Consider the following 16,633-nt stretch of genomic DNA (forward strand, 5'->3'; position numbering starts at 1 on the left):
CAATAGAATAATCCTTTACATTAAGCCTCTACCAGATTTTGGATGCAAGTTATTAGTCTGATATTCCTTAACAATTTTATCTAAAATACCATTAATAAATAAACTACTTTTTGGTGTAGAATACTCTTTGGCAACCTCTAGGTATTCGTTTATGGTTACTTTATGAGGAATCGATGGAAACTTCTGAAACTCACAAAGAGCCATTTTCAATAGTACACCATCTAAACTCGCTAAACGTTCAGAATCCCAATTTGTAGTCTTAGCTGAAATCTCTTCAGAAAACTTAGAACTATTAAGTAGTGTTTTCTTAAATAAATCTTTCGCAAACTCCTTATCATCTTCGTCCTTATATAAATTAGGCAATAGAAGTGTTTCGGGAGAAGTTAGTTTTAACTTTCTTAAGACCTTTAATATTGCAGTATTTACAACCGGAAGATCATCTACCCAAGTTAGTTTTTTATCTTCAAAATAGTCATACAACTTATCATTTGGCGCAATGATTTGGGTATAAATATCTAAAACAAATTGCTTGTCTTTTTTGAAAGATACATCAGTATCATTCGTATAATTCTCGTACAATTCACTTTTAAGAATAGCTTTAAAAAGAATATCTACATATTCGAAATCTAAATCCCAAAAGTTCAACTTACGTTTTGTAATATGCTCTTGCAGCATTTTATTATTACTTATAAGATGTAAAACCTGATTATCTTGAAACTTAGTATTCGGATTCTTATCAGAATCTGTTCCTAATAATTTCTTCTGAAGTTTTTCGTTGTGATCTTTACTCTTCTTATAAAGTTCAATGAGTAAAGCTAAAGTAGATAAATACAAATCATACATACTATCTAAACTGTGGATTAAAAACTTTTCGTCTTTAGTAAGATCATCACTCTCTGTCCCTTTAAAAGCATACATGGATTGCATTACTTTTATTCTGATGTGTCTTCGGTTTAGCATGTATAAGAACTACTTTAGTTTGGTTATAAAAAAGGTGAGTTAAAAACTCACCTTGCAAAAATACTATTATTTAATTCTGAAATAAAAATTATACCTAATGAATTTTAATCTATTTAGAATTTTCTCTTTTACGAGTATCAATACGGTCTTTAGCTATATTAAATGCCGCAGTATGTGTCGTTAAATTATTTGCTTTGGCATTATCTAAAATTTCAAGAGTTGTATTATATATATTCTCTGTTTTACGTATTATTTCTTGTCTATCATAGTTTTCTAACTCTGCATAAACATTAATGATTCCGCCAGCATTAATTAAAAAATCTGGTGCATAAACAATACCACGTTCTTGTAATATTCTACCATGTTTATTTTCGTCAGCCAATTGATTATTCGCGGCACCAGCTACCACCTTTGCTTGTAATTTATAAATGGTATCATCGTTTACTGTTGCACCTAAAGCACATGGAGCATAAATATCCATAGCCTCACTATATATATCATTTCCGCTATAAATGTTTACACCATATTTAGTACGTACTTGTTCTAATCGGTCTTTACTAATATCATCAATAGTAACATTAGCACCTTCATCAACTAAATGTTCAACTAAAGCTTCACCTACATTCCCAATACCTTGCACAAATACCTTTTTATCTTCTAAAATATCTGAACCAAACTGAAATTTAGCAGCAGCCTTCATTCCCATAAAAACGCCATAAGCAGTAATTGGAGAAGGATTACCTGCACCACCTTTACTTTCTGAAATTCCAGTAACAAAAGGTGTAACCTCTCTTACTGTATCCATATCACCAGTAGTCATACCAACATCTTCAGCGGTAATATAACGTCCGCCTAAAGAATGTACAAACTCACCAAAACGTTTCATTAATTCTGGTGTTTTCTGAGTTTTAGAATCACCAATAATTACAGCTTTACCTCCACCAAGATTTAATCCTGTTATAGCAGATTTAAAGGTCATACCACGAGATAAGCGCAATACATCATTTAGTGCTTCCCACTCGTTATTATATTGCCACATTCTTGTACCACCAAGTGCTGGCCCTAAAACCGTATTATGAATACCAATTATAGCTTTTAAACCAGTATCTTTGTCGTTGCAAAAAACAATTTGCTCATGATTATCAAAGGAATGTTGACCAAAAACAGGATCCATTTTTTTTAAGTCCTTTGAAGTTATTATTTCTGAAGTCATGTAAGTTAAGATTTAGGCTGTTTGAAGAATCTCTAAAAACAGCTAGCAAAAATAAATTATTAATGGAGGATTAGCAAAATATTAACTATAAAATACGATTATCGTAATACTTTTGACCTACCAAATACAACATGAAAGCATTAAAACACCTAAATAAGTACTTTTTTAAATACAGATACCGCTTAATCATAGGTATTATCATTACCATAATTGCAAAGATATTTATGTTATTTACACCTAGACTTGTAGGTGCTTCTATCAATGTAGTTTCTGATCGATTGGATGGAAAAATCACTGAAGAAGTTTTTAGAAGTGAACTAATGATTAATATTCTTTATTTAGTAGGAGCTGCTGTAGTTGCTGGTCTCTTTACCTTTTTAATGAGACAAACCATAATTAATGTGTCTCGTTATATTGAATATGATCTAAAAAACGAAATCTACCAACATTATCAAGTTCTATCTCTCAATTTTTACAAATCTAATAGAACTGGAGATTTAATGAATCGTATTAGTGAGGATGTTGGCAAAGTTAGAATGTATGTTGGACCCGCTTTAATGTACACTATGAATACTATAACTTTATTCACTGTGGCTATAATATATATGGTTGGTACAGCTCCAAAATTAACCTTATATACCTTACTCCCTTTACCTATTCTTTCTGTTGCTATTTATAAACTAAGTAGATTAATAAACAAACGTAGCACTATTGTACAACAGTCTTTATCGACGCTTTCTACTTACTCACAAGAAACATTTAGTGGTATTTCTGTTATAAAGTCTTACGGAATTGAGCCAAGAACTAATTCAGAGTTTGAAGGTCTTTCTAATGAAAATAGACAAAAACAGATTAACCTTACTAAAGTGCAAGCACTATTCTTTCCTTTAATGATTTTACTTATTGGAATTAGTAATCTCATTGTAATTTACATAGGAGGTTTGCAATACATGAGTGGTGAAATTGAAAAAATCGGAACCATTGCCGAATTTATTATTTATGTTAATATGCTGACTTGGCCTGTAGCAACTGTAGGTTGGGTAACTTCTTTAGTACAACAAGCCGAAGCATCTCAAGAACGAATTAATGAATTTTTAAAGACTGAACCAGATATTCAAAATTCTGCTAAAAAATTGACACCAATCAAAGGTGATATAGAGTTTAAAAACGTGTCTTTTGTATATCCAGACACTAATATTGAAGCCTTAAAAGATGTTAGTTTCACTTTAAAATCAGGAGAAACTCTAGCTATATTAGGTAAAACAGGTTCAGGAAAATCAACTATTTTAGATTTAATTGGTCGCCTTTATGATATTGATAATGGTCATGTATTGGTTGACGATACTATAATTTCAGACTTACATATCAATAGCTTAAGAAAAAGCATTGGTTATGTTCCTCAAGATGCCTTCTTGTTTTCAGACACCATAAGAAACAACATTAAGTTTGGTAAAGAAGATGCCAGTGATGAAGAGGTTTTTGAAGCAGCTAAAAATGCAAGAGTTCACAAGAATATTATTGGGTTTAACAAGGGTTATGATACCGTTTTAGGTGAACGTGGCATAACGCTTTCCGGTGGACAAAAACAACGTGTATCAATTGCTAGAGCAATAATTAAAAAACCAGATATTCTCTTATTCGATGATTGTTTATCTGCTGTAGATACTGAAACAGAAGAGAAGATTCTTAAAAATCTAGTTAAACTAACCAAAGGTAAAACCACCATTATTGTAAGTCATCGTGTGTCATCGGCAAAAAATGCTGATCATATTATTGTCTTAGAGGATGGTAAAATAATTCAGACCGGAAATCATCAAAACCTCATCAATACTGATGGTTACTACAAGGAGTTATACACCAAACAACTCTCTGAAAAAGAATTGTAATAATTAGTTGGTTACTATTCTTTTTTTTTAGATTTTTGGATTGAAATTAAAAAATAAATTGAGTTATGAGTGATTATGAAATGATGGACAAAGAAGAAATATATTCTAAAGTGCTACGTGCTGGAAGAAGAACTTATTTCTTTGACGTTAGAGCTACAAAGGCTGGTGATTATTATTTAACTATTACAGAAAGTAAAAAATTTACCAACGATGATGGTTCTTTTCATTATAAAAAACACAAAATCTACCTTTACAAAGAGGACTTTACTGAATTTAGAGAGATTTTAGCAGAAATGACGGATTACATCATTAACGAAAAAGGTGAAGAAGTGATTAGCGATCGTCATCAAAAAGATTATAAACGCGAAGATAATTTTGTAGCTCAAGAAGCAAAAACACCAGAAGACACAGAACCAAGCACAGATAATTTTACAGATATCAGTTTTGATGATATTTAAACCAACTAGTGTTAAATTATAACAAAAACCGTTACGCTTCGTAACGGTTTTTTTATTTTTAGACTTTAACCAACCACTAAACTTATGCAACGTATTGCTTTATTATTATTTTTAGCAACCACTACTCTATTTTCTCAATCTCAAACCGATTTATCTTATTATTTACCTCAAGATGTTGTTTACAATTCAAATATTCCAACTCCTCAGAGTGTTATAGGGCATGAGGTTGGAGAATGGCATATTACACACGATAAACTAGTACAATACATGTATGCCTTGGCCAATGCATCTAATCGTATCACAATTGAAGATAGAGGCAAAACTTTTGAAGATAGACCATTACTCTTATTAAAGATTACGTCTCCTAAAAATCATCAAGACATAGACGCTATTCAAACAGCACATATTGAAGCTATAGAGACTGATACTGCGAATACAGAAAGTAGACCTATAGTGGTTTACCAAGGGTTTTCAATACACGGTAATGAGCCAAGCGGCTCAAATGCATCCTTGTTAGTAGCCTATTATTTAGCTGCTGCAGAAGGTTCTAAAATTGATAACCTTTTAAATAATACGATTATTCTTTTTGACCCTTCATTCAATCCAGATGGTTTGCAACGTTTTGCGTATTGGGCAAATACAAATAGAAACATTAATCTTAATCCAGATCCCAACGATAGAGAATATAGTGAGGTTTGGCCTGGTGGACGTACCAATCATTATTGGTTTGATATGAATAGAGATTGGTTACCGGTTCAATTGCCAGAATCTCGCGCACGAATAAAAACCTTCCATAACTGGATGCCAAATATCTTAACCGATCATCATGAAATGGGAACCAATAATAGTTTCTTTTTTCAGCCAGGTATTCCCTCTCGTACTCATCCTTTAACACCAAAATTGAATCAAGAATTAACTAAAGGTATTGCCAATTACCATGCTAAAGCTTTTGATAAAATAGGATCTTTATATTATTCAGAAGAAAATTTTGATGATTTCTATTATGGAAAAGGTTCTACCTTCCCAGATATTAATGGAGGTATTGGCATTTTGTTTGAACAAGCTAGTTCTCGTGGACATATTCAAGAAAGTGACAATGGTATATTAACGTTTCCTTTTAGCATAAAAAATCAATCTACGGCAGCTTTGTCAACACTTGAAGCTGCTAATGCTATGCGAAAAGAGATTTTAACCTATCAACATAATTTCTTTAAAAATGCTCGAAATGAAGCCTCAAAAGAAGGCAATAAAGCCATTGTATTTGGTGATGAAAAAGATGCCGCAAAAACCTATCATTTAGCAGAAATTTTAAATCGTCATAATATTAAATTCCACGATATTAAATCTGATTTTTCTGAAGACGGGAAAAACTACAAGAAAGGTTATAGTTACATTGTTCCTAAAAACCAGAAGAATACTAGATTGATTAATGCCATGTTCGAAAAACGAACCACTTTTCAAGATAGTTTGTTTTATGACATATCTGCATGGACCTTCCCTTTAGCTTTTAACTTAGATTATACTGAAACGACTACCAAAAATACTGGAGCAAGTATTAAAGATTTACAACATTTAAAAGGTGGTGTTAATTCTAAAAGTGAATATGCTTATCTATTTGAATGGAATGAATATTATTCACCAAAACTTTTAAATCAGGTTTTAAAGAAAGGTCTGAGAGCTAAAGTGAGTATGAAATCATTTAAAGCAAATGGTAAATCTTATGATTATGGTACGATACTAATTCCTGCGAGAAATCAGGATATGACGACTACAGAAATTTATACTTTTTTAAACAATCTTGCCCAAGAGAGTTATATTAAAATCGATGCCATTTCAACTGGCTTAAATGATGGTATTGACCTTGGTAGTTCTAAATTTAGAAATATAGAATTACCAAAAATCGCACTTTTAGTAGGTGACGGAATGAACCCTTATGATGCAGGTGAAATATGGCATTTATTAGACACTCGTTATGATATCATAGCTACAAAACTCGATACCAAACGTTTTAGCAGAGCAGACATAAGCCGTTACAATACCATTATTATGGTGAACTCTTCTTCTGGACTTAATGAAAGTAATACAAAAAAGTTAAAAATTTGGATTCAAGATGGTGGTACTTTAGTTGCGTACAAAAACACATTGCGTTGGTTAAACTCTAAAGAATTAATGAAAATTGATATTAAGAAAAAGAAACTTATTGCTAAAAATATAAGCTTTGAAGAACGCGGAGACTTTAGAGGATCGCAAGTTATTGGTGGCGCTATTTTTGAAACCAAATTAGACCGTTCACATCCTATCAATTTTGGTTACAAAAATGATAAGCTTGCAATGTTTAGAAATTCAACCTTATATGTTAAAGCGGATAAGAACAGTTATAACAACCCAATTCAATACAGTAAAAATCCTTTATTAAGTGGTTATATTTCTGAAGAAAATTTAGATAGCATAAGTAGTACAGTACCTTTAAAAATTGCAAGTATTGGTCGAGGAACTATTGTAGCATTTACGGATAACACAAATTTCAGAGCCTTTTGGTATGGCACTAATAAATTATTGATGAATGCTATTTTCTTTAGAGATGAGATGTAGTTGATGGTAAGAATAATGATTTCATCGTTGTGAGAATAAAGGACGTGATAATGTGTTTGTTTTTAGTTCTTATATATGAGATTGCCACAGCCAAAAAAGGCTTCGCAATGACAGTTCAATTAAGATACTTGCACTCCATTCTTAACCTTAGTTTCGGGATGCAAAAGAAACACGTCGTCTTCTTTTACAGCTCCCATTACCAAACACTCACTCATAAAATCAGCAATCTGCTTCTTAGGAAAGTTAACTACAGCAACAATTTGGCGATTTAACAAATCTTCTTTGGTGTACTGTGTTGTAATTTGAGCAGAAGATTTTCTTTTCCCTAAGTCTCCAAAATCAATAATGAGTTGATATGCAGGTTTACGAGCATTAGGAAAATCGTTAACTTCTAATATCGTTCCAATACGCAAATCTACCTTTGTAAAGTCTTCAAATGTAATACTACTCATAGGTCTAAATTAACAAAAAAGAAATCAATTTATTTAAATAAAGTTTCTAAATTAACCACCAATTGGTTATTTTTAGAAGGAATTCATCTCTCCACAAGATAAAATTCTAAACGTAACGGAATGAAAAATCGCATAATTTTTCTTACTGTAGTTATTTCAATTTCACTCTTTAAACTTGCTTCAGCTCAACTTTATGATATCACAAGATATGCAGATGACAATGGTTTACCTTCAAGAGCGATTATAGATATAGTTCAAGATTCAAAAGGTTTTTTATGGGTCGCAGGTAATAATGGGTTTTACAAATTTGATGGACAGCAATTTAAAGCATTTTATGCTATACTAAATGATACAACAGGTTTACGAGACAATAAGATAAATACAGTTCTAGCGGCTAAAAATGGGAAAATTTGGATTGCAACACCTAAAGGGTTACATGTTTTAGAAAATGATACTATAAGTTATGTAACTCCTCCTAAGAATCTTCATAAAGACGCATCACATATTATAGATCTTTTTGAAGATAGCAATCAAAACATTTGGGTTAGTACTTATGATGGTTTTTATATTATTGATAAGATTACTGGGGAAATTCGGGATTTTCCTGAGTTACGAAAAAGCCCTAACTATGGACCTGTTATTTGGGGCATTACAGAAGACAAAAATGGTAATATTTGGGTATGCAGAAGTTGGAAACCTCCATTAGTGGCAAAAAAAGACACTTATGAATTTAAGGAGCTATCATTTAATTTAGAAGATGACTTAGATAAAAAGAAAAATATTAATCCTTTTAAATACATACAATATAATGAAACCGTATTCCTTATAGATTCTGGTTCTGGACTACTTAAAGGTACTTTAGAGAATGATTCTATACTTATAGTTAGTAAATTTCGTGATGCAAATGGAAAAGCTATAGGAGAAGAATTTATTTATAATTCCATAATAGATAGCGAACAAAATATTTGGACAGCAACATGGAAAAATCGTTTTAAAAAATACAAATACACTAATAATCAACTAATAGAACAAAACGTTATTAGTACAAATGGTTTATTAGGTATGTCAGGGCATGTTAGATCTGTCTATGAAGATTCTCAAAAAAACATCTGGTTAAGTAATGCCAATGGCTTATACAAATTAACAAGCAACAAAAGTAATATTGTTATTTTTCCACCAAAACATATTAAAAATTGTTTTGAAGAAACATTCAACGTAACTGCTATAACTGAAGACGAAAATAACCATATTTGGGTAACTACTACAAAAGATCTTTATCGCTTCAACAAATCTGATATTTTAGAGGGTCTTTGTCCAAAAGATTATATCCATATCAAAAACGAAAACTTTATAAAATCTCATGCACTCTTTATAGATAGCCAAAATCGATTATGGATTGGAACTGAAGGTGGTCTGTTTATAACTCAATTGAATTCTGATTATGAACCTGGCAAATTCATTCATTATACAACAAAGAATGGTCTACCACATAATTGGTCTTTTGATATTCATGAAGAAAATAAGTTATCATATTGGGTAGGTAATTATACACGTTTAGTAAACATTAAATTCGAAAACAACACTCTCAAAAACTCAAAAATCACAACCTATAACTCTAGTAAAAATAGAGATGATGCCTTAGTGAACTCTTTTACGATGGATATAGAAGAAGATAAAGATGGTCAATTATGGATTGGTACTTTTTCTGGTTTAAGTAAGTTGGTTTCAAAAGAAGGACTAGGTGTCTTTAAAAATTACGAAAGTGAATTTGGTAAATCAGATCAATTAAGTAATAATACTATCAAAAAAATATTTAATGATAGCAAAGATCGTCTATGGATAGCTACACAAGCAGGTTTAAATTTATACAATAAAACATCTGATACGTTTTTACAGTTTGGAAGACAACATGGATTGCCGTCTGATTATATACTTGGTATTAGCGAAGACTCCAAGGGTTCTCTATGGATTACGACCACTAATGGCATTTGTAAAGCCAAGTATAATAATTCAGAAAAAAGATTTATAGATATTGTCCATTTAACCAACAAAAATGGACTTGCAGATAATATTACTAATAAAAATGCTTTATATATTGATGCTGACGATAACATATTAGCTGGCAGTAATAAAGGATTAAGTGTAATCAATAATTTAGAAACCACTATTGAAGAAACCCCATTTAACTTGACCCTTACTAAACTAGAAAATATTCATAGTAAAAAACAAGGCTTTGTCTCTATAAAAAATAGATTAAAAAATAATGCTCTTGAACTACCATACATTGAAAACTCTATCCGTTTAAACTATGCCGTCCTTGACTTTTCTAATATAGAAAACAATAGGTATCGTCATAAAATACTCCCACTAAATGAAGATTGGATTGAGACAAATACTACTTCAGAATTAACTTATTACAATCTTAGTCCTGGCACTTATCAAATTATCTTGGACGGAAGTAATAATCAAAATAAATGGTCTAATAATCCTTTAAAAATTGACCTTGTAATTTTGCCTCCATTTTGGAAATCTAACTTAGCGTTATTCTCTTATGGCTTGCTCATCTTAGGAATACTCCGACTATTTTATATTATGCGCATTCGTAAACGAATGAATAAATTAAAACAACAAGTGAAACTAGAACGTGCCTTAGTTAATGAACGCGAACAACTTCGACAAGAAAATACAGCTGATTTCCATGACGAATTGGGTTCAAAAGTAACTAAAATAAGTCTCTTTTTAACACTTGCAGAGCGCACTATTAACGACAATAAAGATCCCTCAGAATGGTTCACAAAAATAAGAACAAACATCAAAGATCTTTCTGGAAGCTTTAGAGACTTGCTATGGGTAATTGATCCAAAAAAAGATAGTTTGCAAGATGTCTTCTTACGTTTAAAGGATTATGGTGAAGACATTTTTAACAATGGTGAAAAAAACTTTAGTGCAAAAGGTCATCTCAACAATCAACTCCACCAAATGCTTGATCCCCAAACCAAGAAACAAATAGTAATGATTTTTAAAGAAGCTATGAATAATTGTGCTAAATATTCGCAATGCAAAAATGTAGAGCTCATCATTAAATTTAACGAGCAATATTCTAGTTTTAAACTTATTGATGATGGTATTGGTTTTGATGTAGAAAAGAAATCAAAAGGAAGGGGTTTAAAAAACATGATATTACGCGCAAAAAAAATGAATGCAGATATAATCATTAATTCAGATAACAAAGGCACTTCAATAAGCTTAAATAGAATACCTCATATGAGTGACCATTTTAAAGAAAAAGAGGTTTAACTTAGCTAAGAATGAAAAATGAGACTATTCATATTGCTATAGTAGAAGATGACAATGAAATTCGTCAAACCTTGACGCTTATTATAGATGGCTCAAAAGGGTTTAGTTGCAAATATGCATTTCCTGATGGTGAATCAGCAATAGCCTCCATTGAAAACCTTCCAATTGATGTCGTTTTAATGGATATTGATCTACCAGGTAAGTCAGGTATTGAAGTTACACGTCATTTAAAACAAAAATGTCCTCAACTAGATTTTATAATGCTTACTGTTCAATCTGATGATGATTCTATCTTCGAGTCACTTTGTGTTGGTGCTTCAGGATACCTTTTAAAGGATACCAATCCTGCTGATTTATTAGTACATATTAAAGAAGTATATGATGGTGGTTCACCTATGAGCAGTCAGGTTGCTAGGCGTATCATCAATTCTTTTAGAATTATAGACAATCCACTTTCCGATAGAGAAACTGAAATTCTAAAAATGCTAAGTAAAGGCATGAATTATAAAGAAGTAGCAAATGAAATTTTTCTAAGCCCTCATACAGTTAAGACACATATTAAAAATATCTATTCTAAACTACATGTTAATAGTCGTGCTGAAGCCATTTACAAAGCTATTAAGCAAAAATTAATATAATTCTTCCTCTCTAAGTATTCTAAATACCCCATTTACGCGATTGACATAAATACTTTAAAAACAGATATTTGCGATATATTAATTCAAAAAAAACTCACAAATGAAAACAATGAAGCTCATCCGATTATGCTCCGTAACCCTTATGCTTCTTTTTTCTGCTCAAGCTTACAGTCAAAGCCTTGGAGATGTCATTAAAAAAGAATCCAAAAAAATAGCTGATAAGATTGATGGTAAAAAGAAGAAGAAAAAAGGCAAAGACTCTAAAGTCATTGTTGCTAATGAAAATCACAAGCCAATTGCAGGCTTTATCAAAGGTGACATTGTATTCTCTGATAATTTCAACAACGAACGTGTAGGCGAATTTCCAAGTAAATGGACACAAATGAGTGGAACCATGCAAAATTCTAAAGTTGTTGCTTTAGAAAAAAAAGAAGGTGTTGTACAATTTATTACAAGTGCTCGAATGAAGCCCACTTTTAAAACTGATGACTATTTAGGTAATTCATTCAAAATAGAAGGGCAATTTTATTTTCATGGAAAAGGAAATGAGGCATATACACTATACTTAAAGGATAAAAACGATGCTTATGCAACTTATTCTATTACAATACGAGGAGATGGTATTGTACCTGCAGGATCCAGTCATGAATATGCTAGAATGCCACATAAGTTGCCATATCCTGGTTGGCGTACAGTACAGTTATCATTTAATAACGGTACTATAAAAGTATTGTATGAGGGCTTCCAATTAATAAATATTGCGGATTATGTAAAGACAATTAAAAAGAAAATTAAACATATCAAAGAATATACAAATATAGAAGTAAGTGCTTTGTCTCGTTCAGCTTCACCAGCCATGATTAATTACATTACAATTGGTCATAAAGGCTTACCGCTTTACAAAAAATTGGTAAATGAAGGCCGACTTGTGTTTCATGATATTCTTTTCGATACAGACTCTTATTTTATTCAACCATCGTCATATCCAGCCGTAGATAGAATTGTCAACATGCTTAAAGATAATCCTGATGTTTCTATAAAAATTGAAGGGCATACAGATGCTAATGGCACAAGAGAATCAAATCAAACTTTATCCGAGAATCGCGCTAAATCTGTGATGCACTATATAAAAAATAAGGGTGTAGATGGCAGCAGGTTATCAACTGTTGGTTATGGTGAAGAAAAGCCTATGGCTATGGAAGATAATGAAGAGGCTTACGCACTAAATCGTCGTGTAGAAATTGTTTATACAGGCAATTAGATTAAATAATTTAACTGTAAGGAGCATTAAAATGCTCCTTTTTTTTCTAATAAAATAGAACAGATATGAAACTAAAAATAACCATAGCATTATGTGCATTATTAGTAATTACTGCATGCAAAAAAAAGCCTTCTGAAACTAAAGACAATGACAGTATAACTATTACAAATACAGAACAGAGAACGGGAACTTCAACGAGTTCTAAAAACATTAAAGACTGTGATGATTTTCTTAACACGTATGAGTCTTGGACAGATGATCTATTAGAACTTATGGCAAAACACAAAGACGATCCTATAACTCTAGCGACTTCGCCAGAGTATATTAATACGATGACTGAAGGTATGAGTTTTATACAAGATTGGCAAACAATTGCCTTATCCTGTTCTACTGACGATTCATATGAAAAACGTATGAAAGCCATACAGCAAAAAATGAATGATAAACAAAAAGAATTAGGTTTTAAATAAACTATTTAATATGAAAACTATAAACACATTAGCAATAACAATTCTGTTATGCATTACAATATCCTTTCAAACTTTTGCACAAGGATATACACCACCAAGTCGAGAGCTTATTGAGACACTCTTAGAAGAACTGGAAGATTGCAAAGCCAACTTAACTAAAGCAGAAAATAAAATCAAAAAAATGGAAGCAAATTCTGCATCATACACTTTAGCACAATACAATCACACTAAAAATGCTGTAGAAATTTCTGAACTGTGTATTAAAGCAAGGCGAGATGAATTAGATGCGTTACGAAAAGACTATCCAGGTTGGTTTAATAGTCCTAATGCAATACTATCACTTAATAGAAGTCGTAGTATTACACCAAGAGAATTAGTATTAGCTATTGAAACTATAGAAGAAAAAATAGCAGCAGCAATTAAACGTGCTGAAGCACTTTTAGAGCCTAAAAATTAGTTAAAGAACAAAAAACGAATAACGTGGAGTTGATGAGTTATGGTGTTCTTTATGAAAAACCTTCACAATTGTGAAGGTTTTTTTATGTCATACATTATTATCTTTTGTACTTTACCATATATAATTATAGCAAACTTAAACCAAGTAAAAATGGCATTAACTCCTTCAAATATGTTGCCTTTGGGCACAAAAGCACCAAGTTTTACTTTAGTAGATACAAAAAATGGACAACAAAAATCTTTGGCTAACCTTAAAGGTGACTCTGGTACTTTGGTCCTATTTATTTGTAACCACTGTCCTTTTGTAATTCATGTAAATGAACAATTGGTAGCATTAGCAAATGATTATGCATCAAAAGGTATTAACTGTATTGCGATTTCGAGTAACGATGCAGTGAATTATCCGCAAGATGGACCAGATGCAATGCAACAACATGCTAAAGATAACCACTACCCCTTCCCTTACTTATATGACGAAACACAAGATGTCGCTAAAGCTTATGATGCCGCTTGCACACCAGATTTCTTTTTATTTGATGCTGAACTCTCTTTAGCTTACGCAGGACAACTAGATAACTCTAGACCAGGAAATGGAATACCAGTAACAGGAAACGATTTAAGAGCAGCTATGGATGCTTTAGTTAATAATGAAGTAGTTAGTACAACACAAAAACCAAGCATGGGCTGCAATATTAAATGGAAATAAATTAAAGATGTGGAATAGTTTCTATTTAAAAAGAAATAATACTATTGTCAAAAAAACATGTAAAACCTCTTTTTTTTAGTTGCTTATAGTTAAATAACTTACTAAGTTTATATATACTACACATTAACCCAAAGCATAATGGAGAATTACCTTTTTAAATCTGAAAGATTAGGCTTTAGAAATTGGACTGAAAAAGATAAACCTAAAATGGCAATAATTAATTCCGACTCTAGAGTAATGGAGTTTTTTCCCAGTATGCCAAATAAAGAACAAACGGAACAATTTATTGACAGAATGAAAGATCAATTTTCTAAAAATGGATTTTGTTATTTCGCGGTAGACAAACTGGAAAACAATGAATTCATTGGCTTTATTGGTATTGCTGAACAAAATTTTGAATCTGACTTTACACCTTGTATAGATATTGGGTGGAGATTATCACAAAAAGAATGGGGAAAAGGATATGCGACTGAAGGAGCAAAAAAATGCCTCGATTTTGCATTTAATGCTATCGGACTAAAAACTATAAAATCAATTTGTCCAATAATAAATGATAAATCTGAACGTGTTATGGAAAAGCTCGGAATGAAGAAAAAAAAGATATTCAATCACCCTTTATTAAAAGAATATAGCGAACTTAAAAGTTGCGTACTTTACGAAAAGAAAAGGGAATAAAAACATGTGGTAACACCATATATAATTGATTATTAACTCTAGCTTGCTTACGAAAACTCCACTGAAATTCTCTATCTGTGATTTGTTTGTTAACTTATTTACATAAACACATAAATACCTCTTATGGGCGATTGACTTAAACATCTTATTGCCAGATATTTGAAGTAAACAATAAAACTTCATTATCATGAAAATTAAAATAGTATTACTAGCCTTACTCTTATTAGGAATAGTACTTCCTTCCGAACTTTTTGCACAAACACAGTACGCTAATCCCGACGCATCTAGGATGCGATTGCTCTTAGCCAAAATAGAAGATTGTAATACCGATATAACTGATGCGGAAGCAGAAATAGAGACCTTCAAAAAAATAGATTCCGAGGCTTCCCTTGCATTGTATAATCAACTCAAAAAAAATGTACGTATTGCCACCAAATGTAAAAAGGCCTCTCAAAAAGAATATGATGATTTAAGAGCAGATTACGAAGGTTGGTTTGGGGATGAAACCTCAGTAATGTCAGTAGACAGACAACGTATTACATCAGCTTGGCTGAATCAGTACCTTATAGCAATGATTAGCTATTATGGTGCTATGTATATCGTGTTCAACGGGATTGCTGTACCAGAGCATTAACATGAATTAAAATACCATATAGTAATAGTAAATAACAACTAAAAGCTATTTAAACGCAAGTCTTATAGATTTGCGTTTTTTTTAATATACATACTTGCTAAAAATATTGTTCCTATGAAACATGTATAATTCATAGCGCCTTAAATTCCTTTCTAAATCTCTTAACTACTAAATCACAAGTTTTCTCTTTTTTACTATCTTAGTTCTTACGCAACAAAATCATTACCAATCCCATTTATAATCATATATAAAAACATAATCAAACCGACCAAATTACATATTGTTCCCAAACTAGATAATCCAATTCGACTCCAAGAATATGGTGTAGGTATTTTCAATTCAGTTTTAACGAAATCAGCATTTAAAAAAGCTCTAAAAAAGCAATATGTTAAGGTTAATGATGTTATCGCTACTTCGGCCACTTTTATAAATGGAGGAGAATGCATTACGCTATCTATTATAAAAGAAGTTAGTCCAAAAAAAAAGCTGATATTACATCTTGATGTATTATTTGAAGACGATTACTTAGCTGTGATTCATAAACCTGCTGGTATTTTGGTTAGTGGTAATAGTTTTAAAACCATTGCTAATGCTTTAGCTCAAAACATAAAACGAAGCGCGTTACCAGATGTAACACTACCACAACCAGCTCATCGATTAGATTTTGCTACCACAGGTATTTTATTGGTTGGTAAAACAAGCAGTAGTATTCGTGCCTTAAATAAACTATTTGAAAATAGAGCAATTAAGAAAACTTACTATGCTGTTACTATTGGTGAAATGTATAATCAAGGAAAAATCACTTCAGAAGTTGATGGCAAGACATCACAATCCAATTATACGCTTTGCGAATCTGTACTTTCCGAAAGATTTGGCAAACTCAACTTGGTATGCTTAGAACCATTAACAGGACGACGACATCAATTACGTAAGCA

Annotated in this window: 16 protein-coding genes; 12 read left to right on the plus strand and 4 right to left on the minus strand. The window is 31.6% G+C overall.

Annotation, left to right across the window (positions count from 1 at the left end):
- Positions 1-15: 15 nt before the first annotated feature.
- Together nusB and QZZ53_RS13840 are read right to left on the minus strand one after the other, a co-directional pair.
- A complete protein-coding gene (gene nusB, locus QZZ53_RS13835; RefSeq protein ID WP_296385724.1) occupies positions 16-960 on the minus strand; it encodes a transcription antitermination factor NusB in 945 nt (314 codons plus the stop codon).
- 109 nt (positions 961-1,069) lie between these two features.
- A complete protein-coding gene (locus QZZ53_RS13840) occupies positions 1,070-2,173 on the minus strand; it encodes a Glu/Leu/Phe/Val dehydrogenase (RefSeq protein ID WP_296385726.1) in 1,104 nt (367 codons plus the stop codon).
- Between the two features lie 131 nt (positions 2,174-2,304).
- Here QZZ53_RS13840 and QZZ53_RS13845 point away from each other — a divergent pair, with 131 nt between their 5' ends.
- The 3 genes from QZZ53_RS13845 (at position 2,305) to QZZ53_RS13855 (ending at position 7,109) form a co-directional block, all read left to right on the plus strand.
- On the plus strand, positions 2,305-4,059 hold the full coding sequence (locus tag QZZ53_RS13845) for an ABC transporter ATP-binding protein (RefSeq protein WP_296385728.1): 1,755 nt from the start codon (positions 2,305-2,307) through the stop codon (positions 4,057-4,059).
- A 65-nt stretch (positions 4,060-4,124) separates the two neighbouring features.
- Complete coding sequence (locus tag QZZ53_RS13850; protein WP_296385730.1) at positions 4,125-4,517, plus strand: PUR family DNA/RNA-binding protein; 393 nt, start codon at positions 4,125-4,127, stop codon at positions 4,515-4,517.
- A gap of 84 nt (positions 4,518-4,601) precedes the next feature.
- Positions 4,602-7,109 carry a M14 metallopeptidase family protein gene (locus QZZ53_RS13855; RefSeq protein WP_296385732.1) on the plus strand — a complete coding sequence of 836 codons (2,508 nt, stop codon included), beginning with the start codon at positions 4,602-4,604 and terminating at the stop codon, positions 7,107-7,109.
- A 119-nt stretch (positions 7,110-7,228) separates the two neighbouring features.
- Here the strand turns inward: QZZ53_RS13855 and QZZ53_RS13860 are convergent, their stop codons facing one another.
- Positions 7,229-7,561 (minus strand): tRNA-binding protein, encoded by a 333-nt coding sequence (locus QZZ53_RS13860; protein ID WP_296385734.1) that lies wholly within the window; start codon positions 7,559-7,561, stop codon positions 7,229-7,231.
- Between the two features lie 120 nt (positions 7,562-7,681).
- On the opposite strand from QZZ53_RS13860, the gene QZZ53_RS13865 reads away from it, so the two are divergent.
- The 8 genes from QZZ53_RS13865 (at position 7,682) to QZZ53_RS13900 (ending at position 15,698) form a co-directional block, all read left to right on the plus strand.
- Positions 7,682-10,858, plus strand: a complete 3,177-nt coding sequence (locus tag QZZ53_RS13865; protein ID WP_296385736.1) for a sensor histidine kinase — start codon at positions 7,682-7,684, stop codon at positions 10,856-10,858.
- 11 nt (positions 10,859-10,869) lie between these two features.
- Positions 10,870-11,496 (plus strand): response regulator transcription factor, encoded by a 627-nt coding sequence (locus QZZ53_RS13870; RefSeq protein ID WP_296385738.1) that lies wholly within the window; start codon positions 10,870-10,872, stop codon positions 11,494-11,496.
- Positions 11,497-11,596: 100 nt separating this feature from the next.
- A complete protein-coding gene (locus QZZ53_RS13875) occupies positions 11,597-12,757 on the plus strand; it encodes an OmpA family protein (protein WP_296385740.1) in 1,161 nt (386 codons plus the stop codon).
- 65 nt (positions 12,758-12,822) lie between these two features.
- Positions 12,823-13,227, plus strand: a complete 405-nt coding sequence (locus tag QZZ53_RS13880) for a hypothetical protein (protein WP_296385742.1) — start codon at positions 12,823-12,825, stop codon at positions 13,225-13,227.
- A gap of 10 nt (positions 13,228-13,237) precedes the next feature.
- On the plus strand, positions 13,238-13,684 hold the full coding sequence (locus QZZ53_RS13885; protein WP_296385744.1) for a hypothetical protein: 447 nt from the start codon (positions 13,238-13,240) through the stop codon (positions 13,682-13,684).
- Between the two features lie 150 nt (positions 13,685-13,834).
- Positions 13,835-14,389 carry a thioredoxin family protein gene (locus tag QZZ53_RS13890; RefSeq protein WP_296385746.1) on the plus strand — a complete coding sequence of 185 codons (555 nt, stop codon included), beginning with the start codon at positions 13,835-13,837 and terminating at the stop codon, positions 14,387-14,389.
- Between the two features lie 138 nt (positions 14,390-14,527).
- Positions 14,528-15,064, plus strand: coding sequence for a GNAT family N-acetyltransferase (locus tag QZZ53_RS13895; RefSeq protein ID WP_296385747.1), 537 nt, complete (start codon positions 14,528-14,530; stop codon positions 15,062-15,064).
- Positions 15,065-15,251: 187 nt separating this feature from the next.
- Positions 15,252-15,698 carry a hypothetical protein gene (locus tag QZZ53_RS13900; protein ID WP_296385749.1) on the plus strand — a complete coding sequence of 149 codons (447 nt, stop codon included), beginning with the start codon at positions 15,252-15,254 and terminating at the stop codon, positions 15,696-15,698.
- A gap of 206 nt (positions 15,699-15,904) precedes the next feature.
- Here QZZ53_RS13900 and QZZ53_RS13905 read toward each other — a convergent pair whose 3' ends face one another.
- Complete coding sequence (locus tag QZZ53_RS13905; RefSeq protein WP_296385751.1) at positions 15,905-16,144, minus strand: hypothetical protein; 240 nt, start codon at positions 16,142-16,144, stop codon at positions 15,905-15,907.
- A gap of 43 nt (positions 16,145-16,187) precedes the next feature.
- Here QZZ53_RS13905 and QZZ53_RS13910 point away from each other — a divergent pair.
- Positions 16,188-16,633, plus strand: a 446-nt coding sequence (locus QZZ53_RS13910) for a pseudouridine synthase (protein ID WP_365940706.1), incomplete at its 3' end; no start/stop codon positions are given.

Origin of the sequence: Winogradskyella sp. (assembly GCF_016744625.1) — a bacterium.
Lineage (GTDB): Bacteria > Bacteroidota > Bacteroidia > Flavobacteriales > Flavobacteriaceae > Winogradskyella.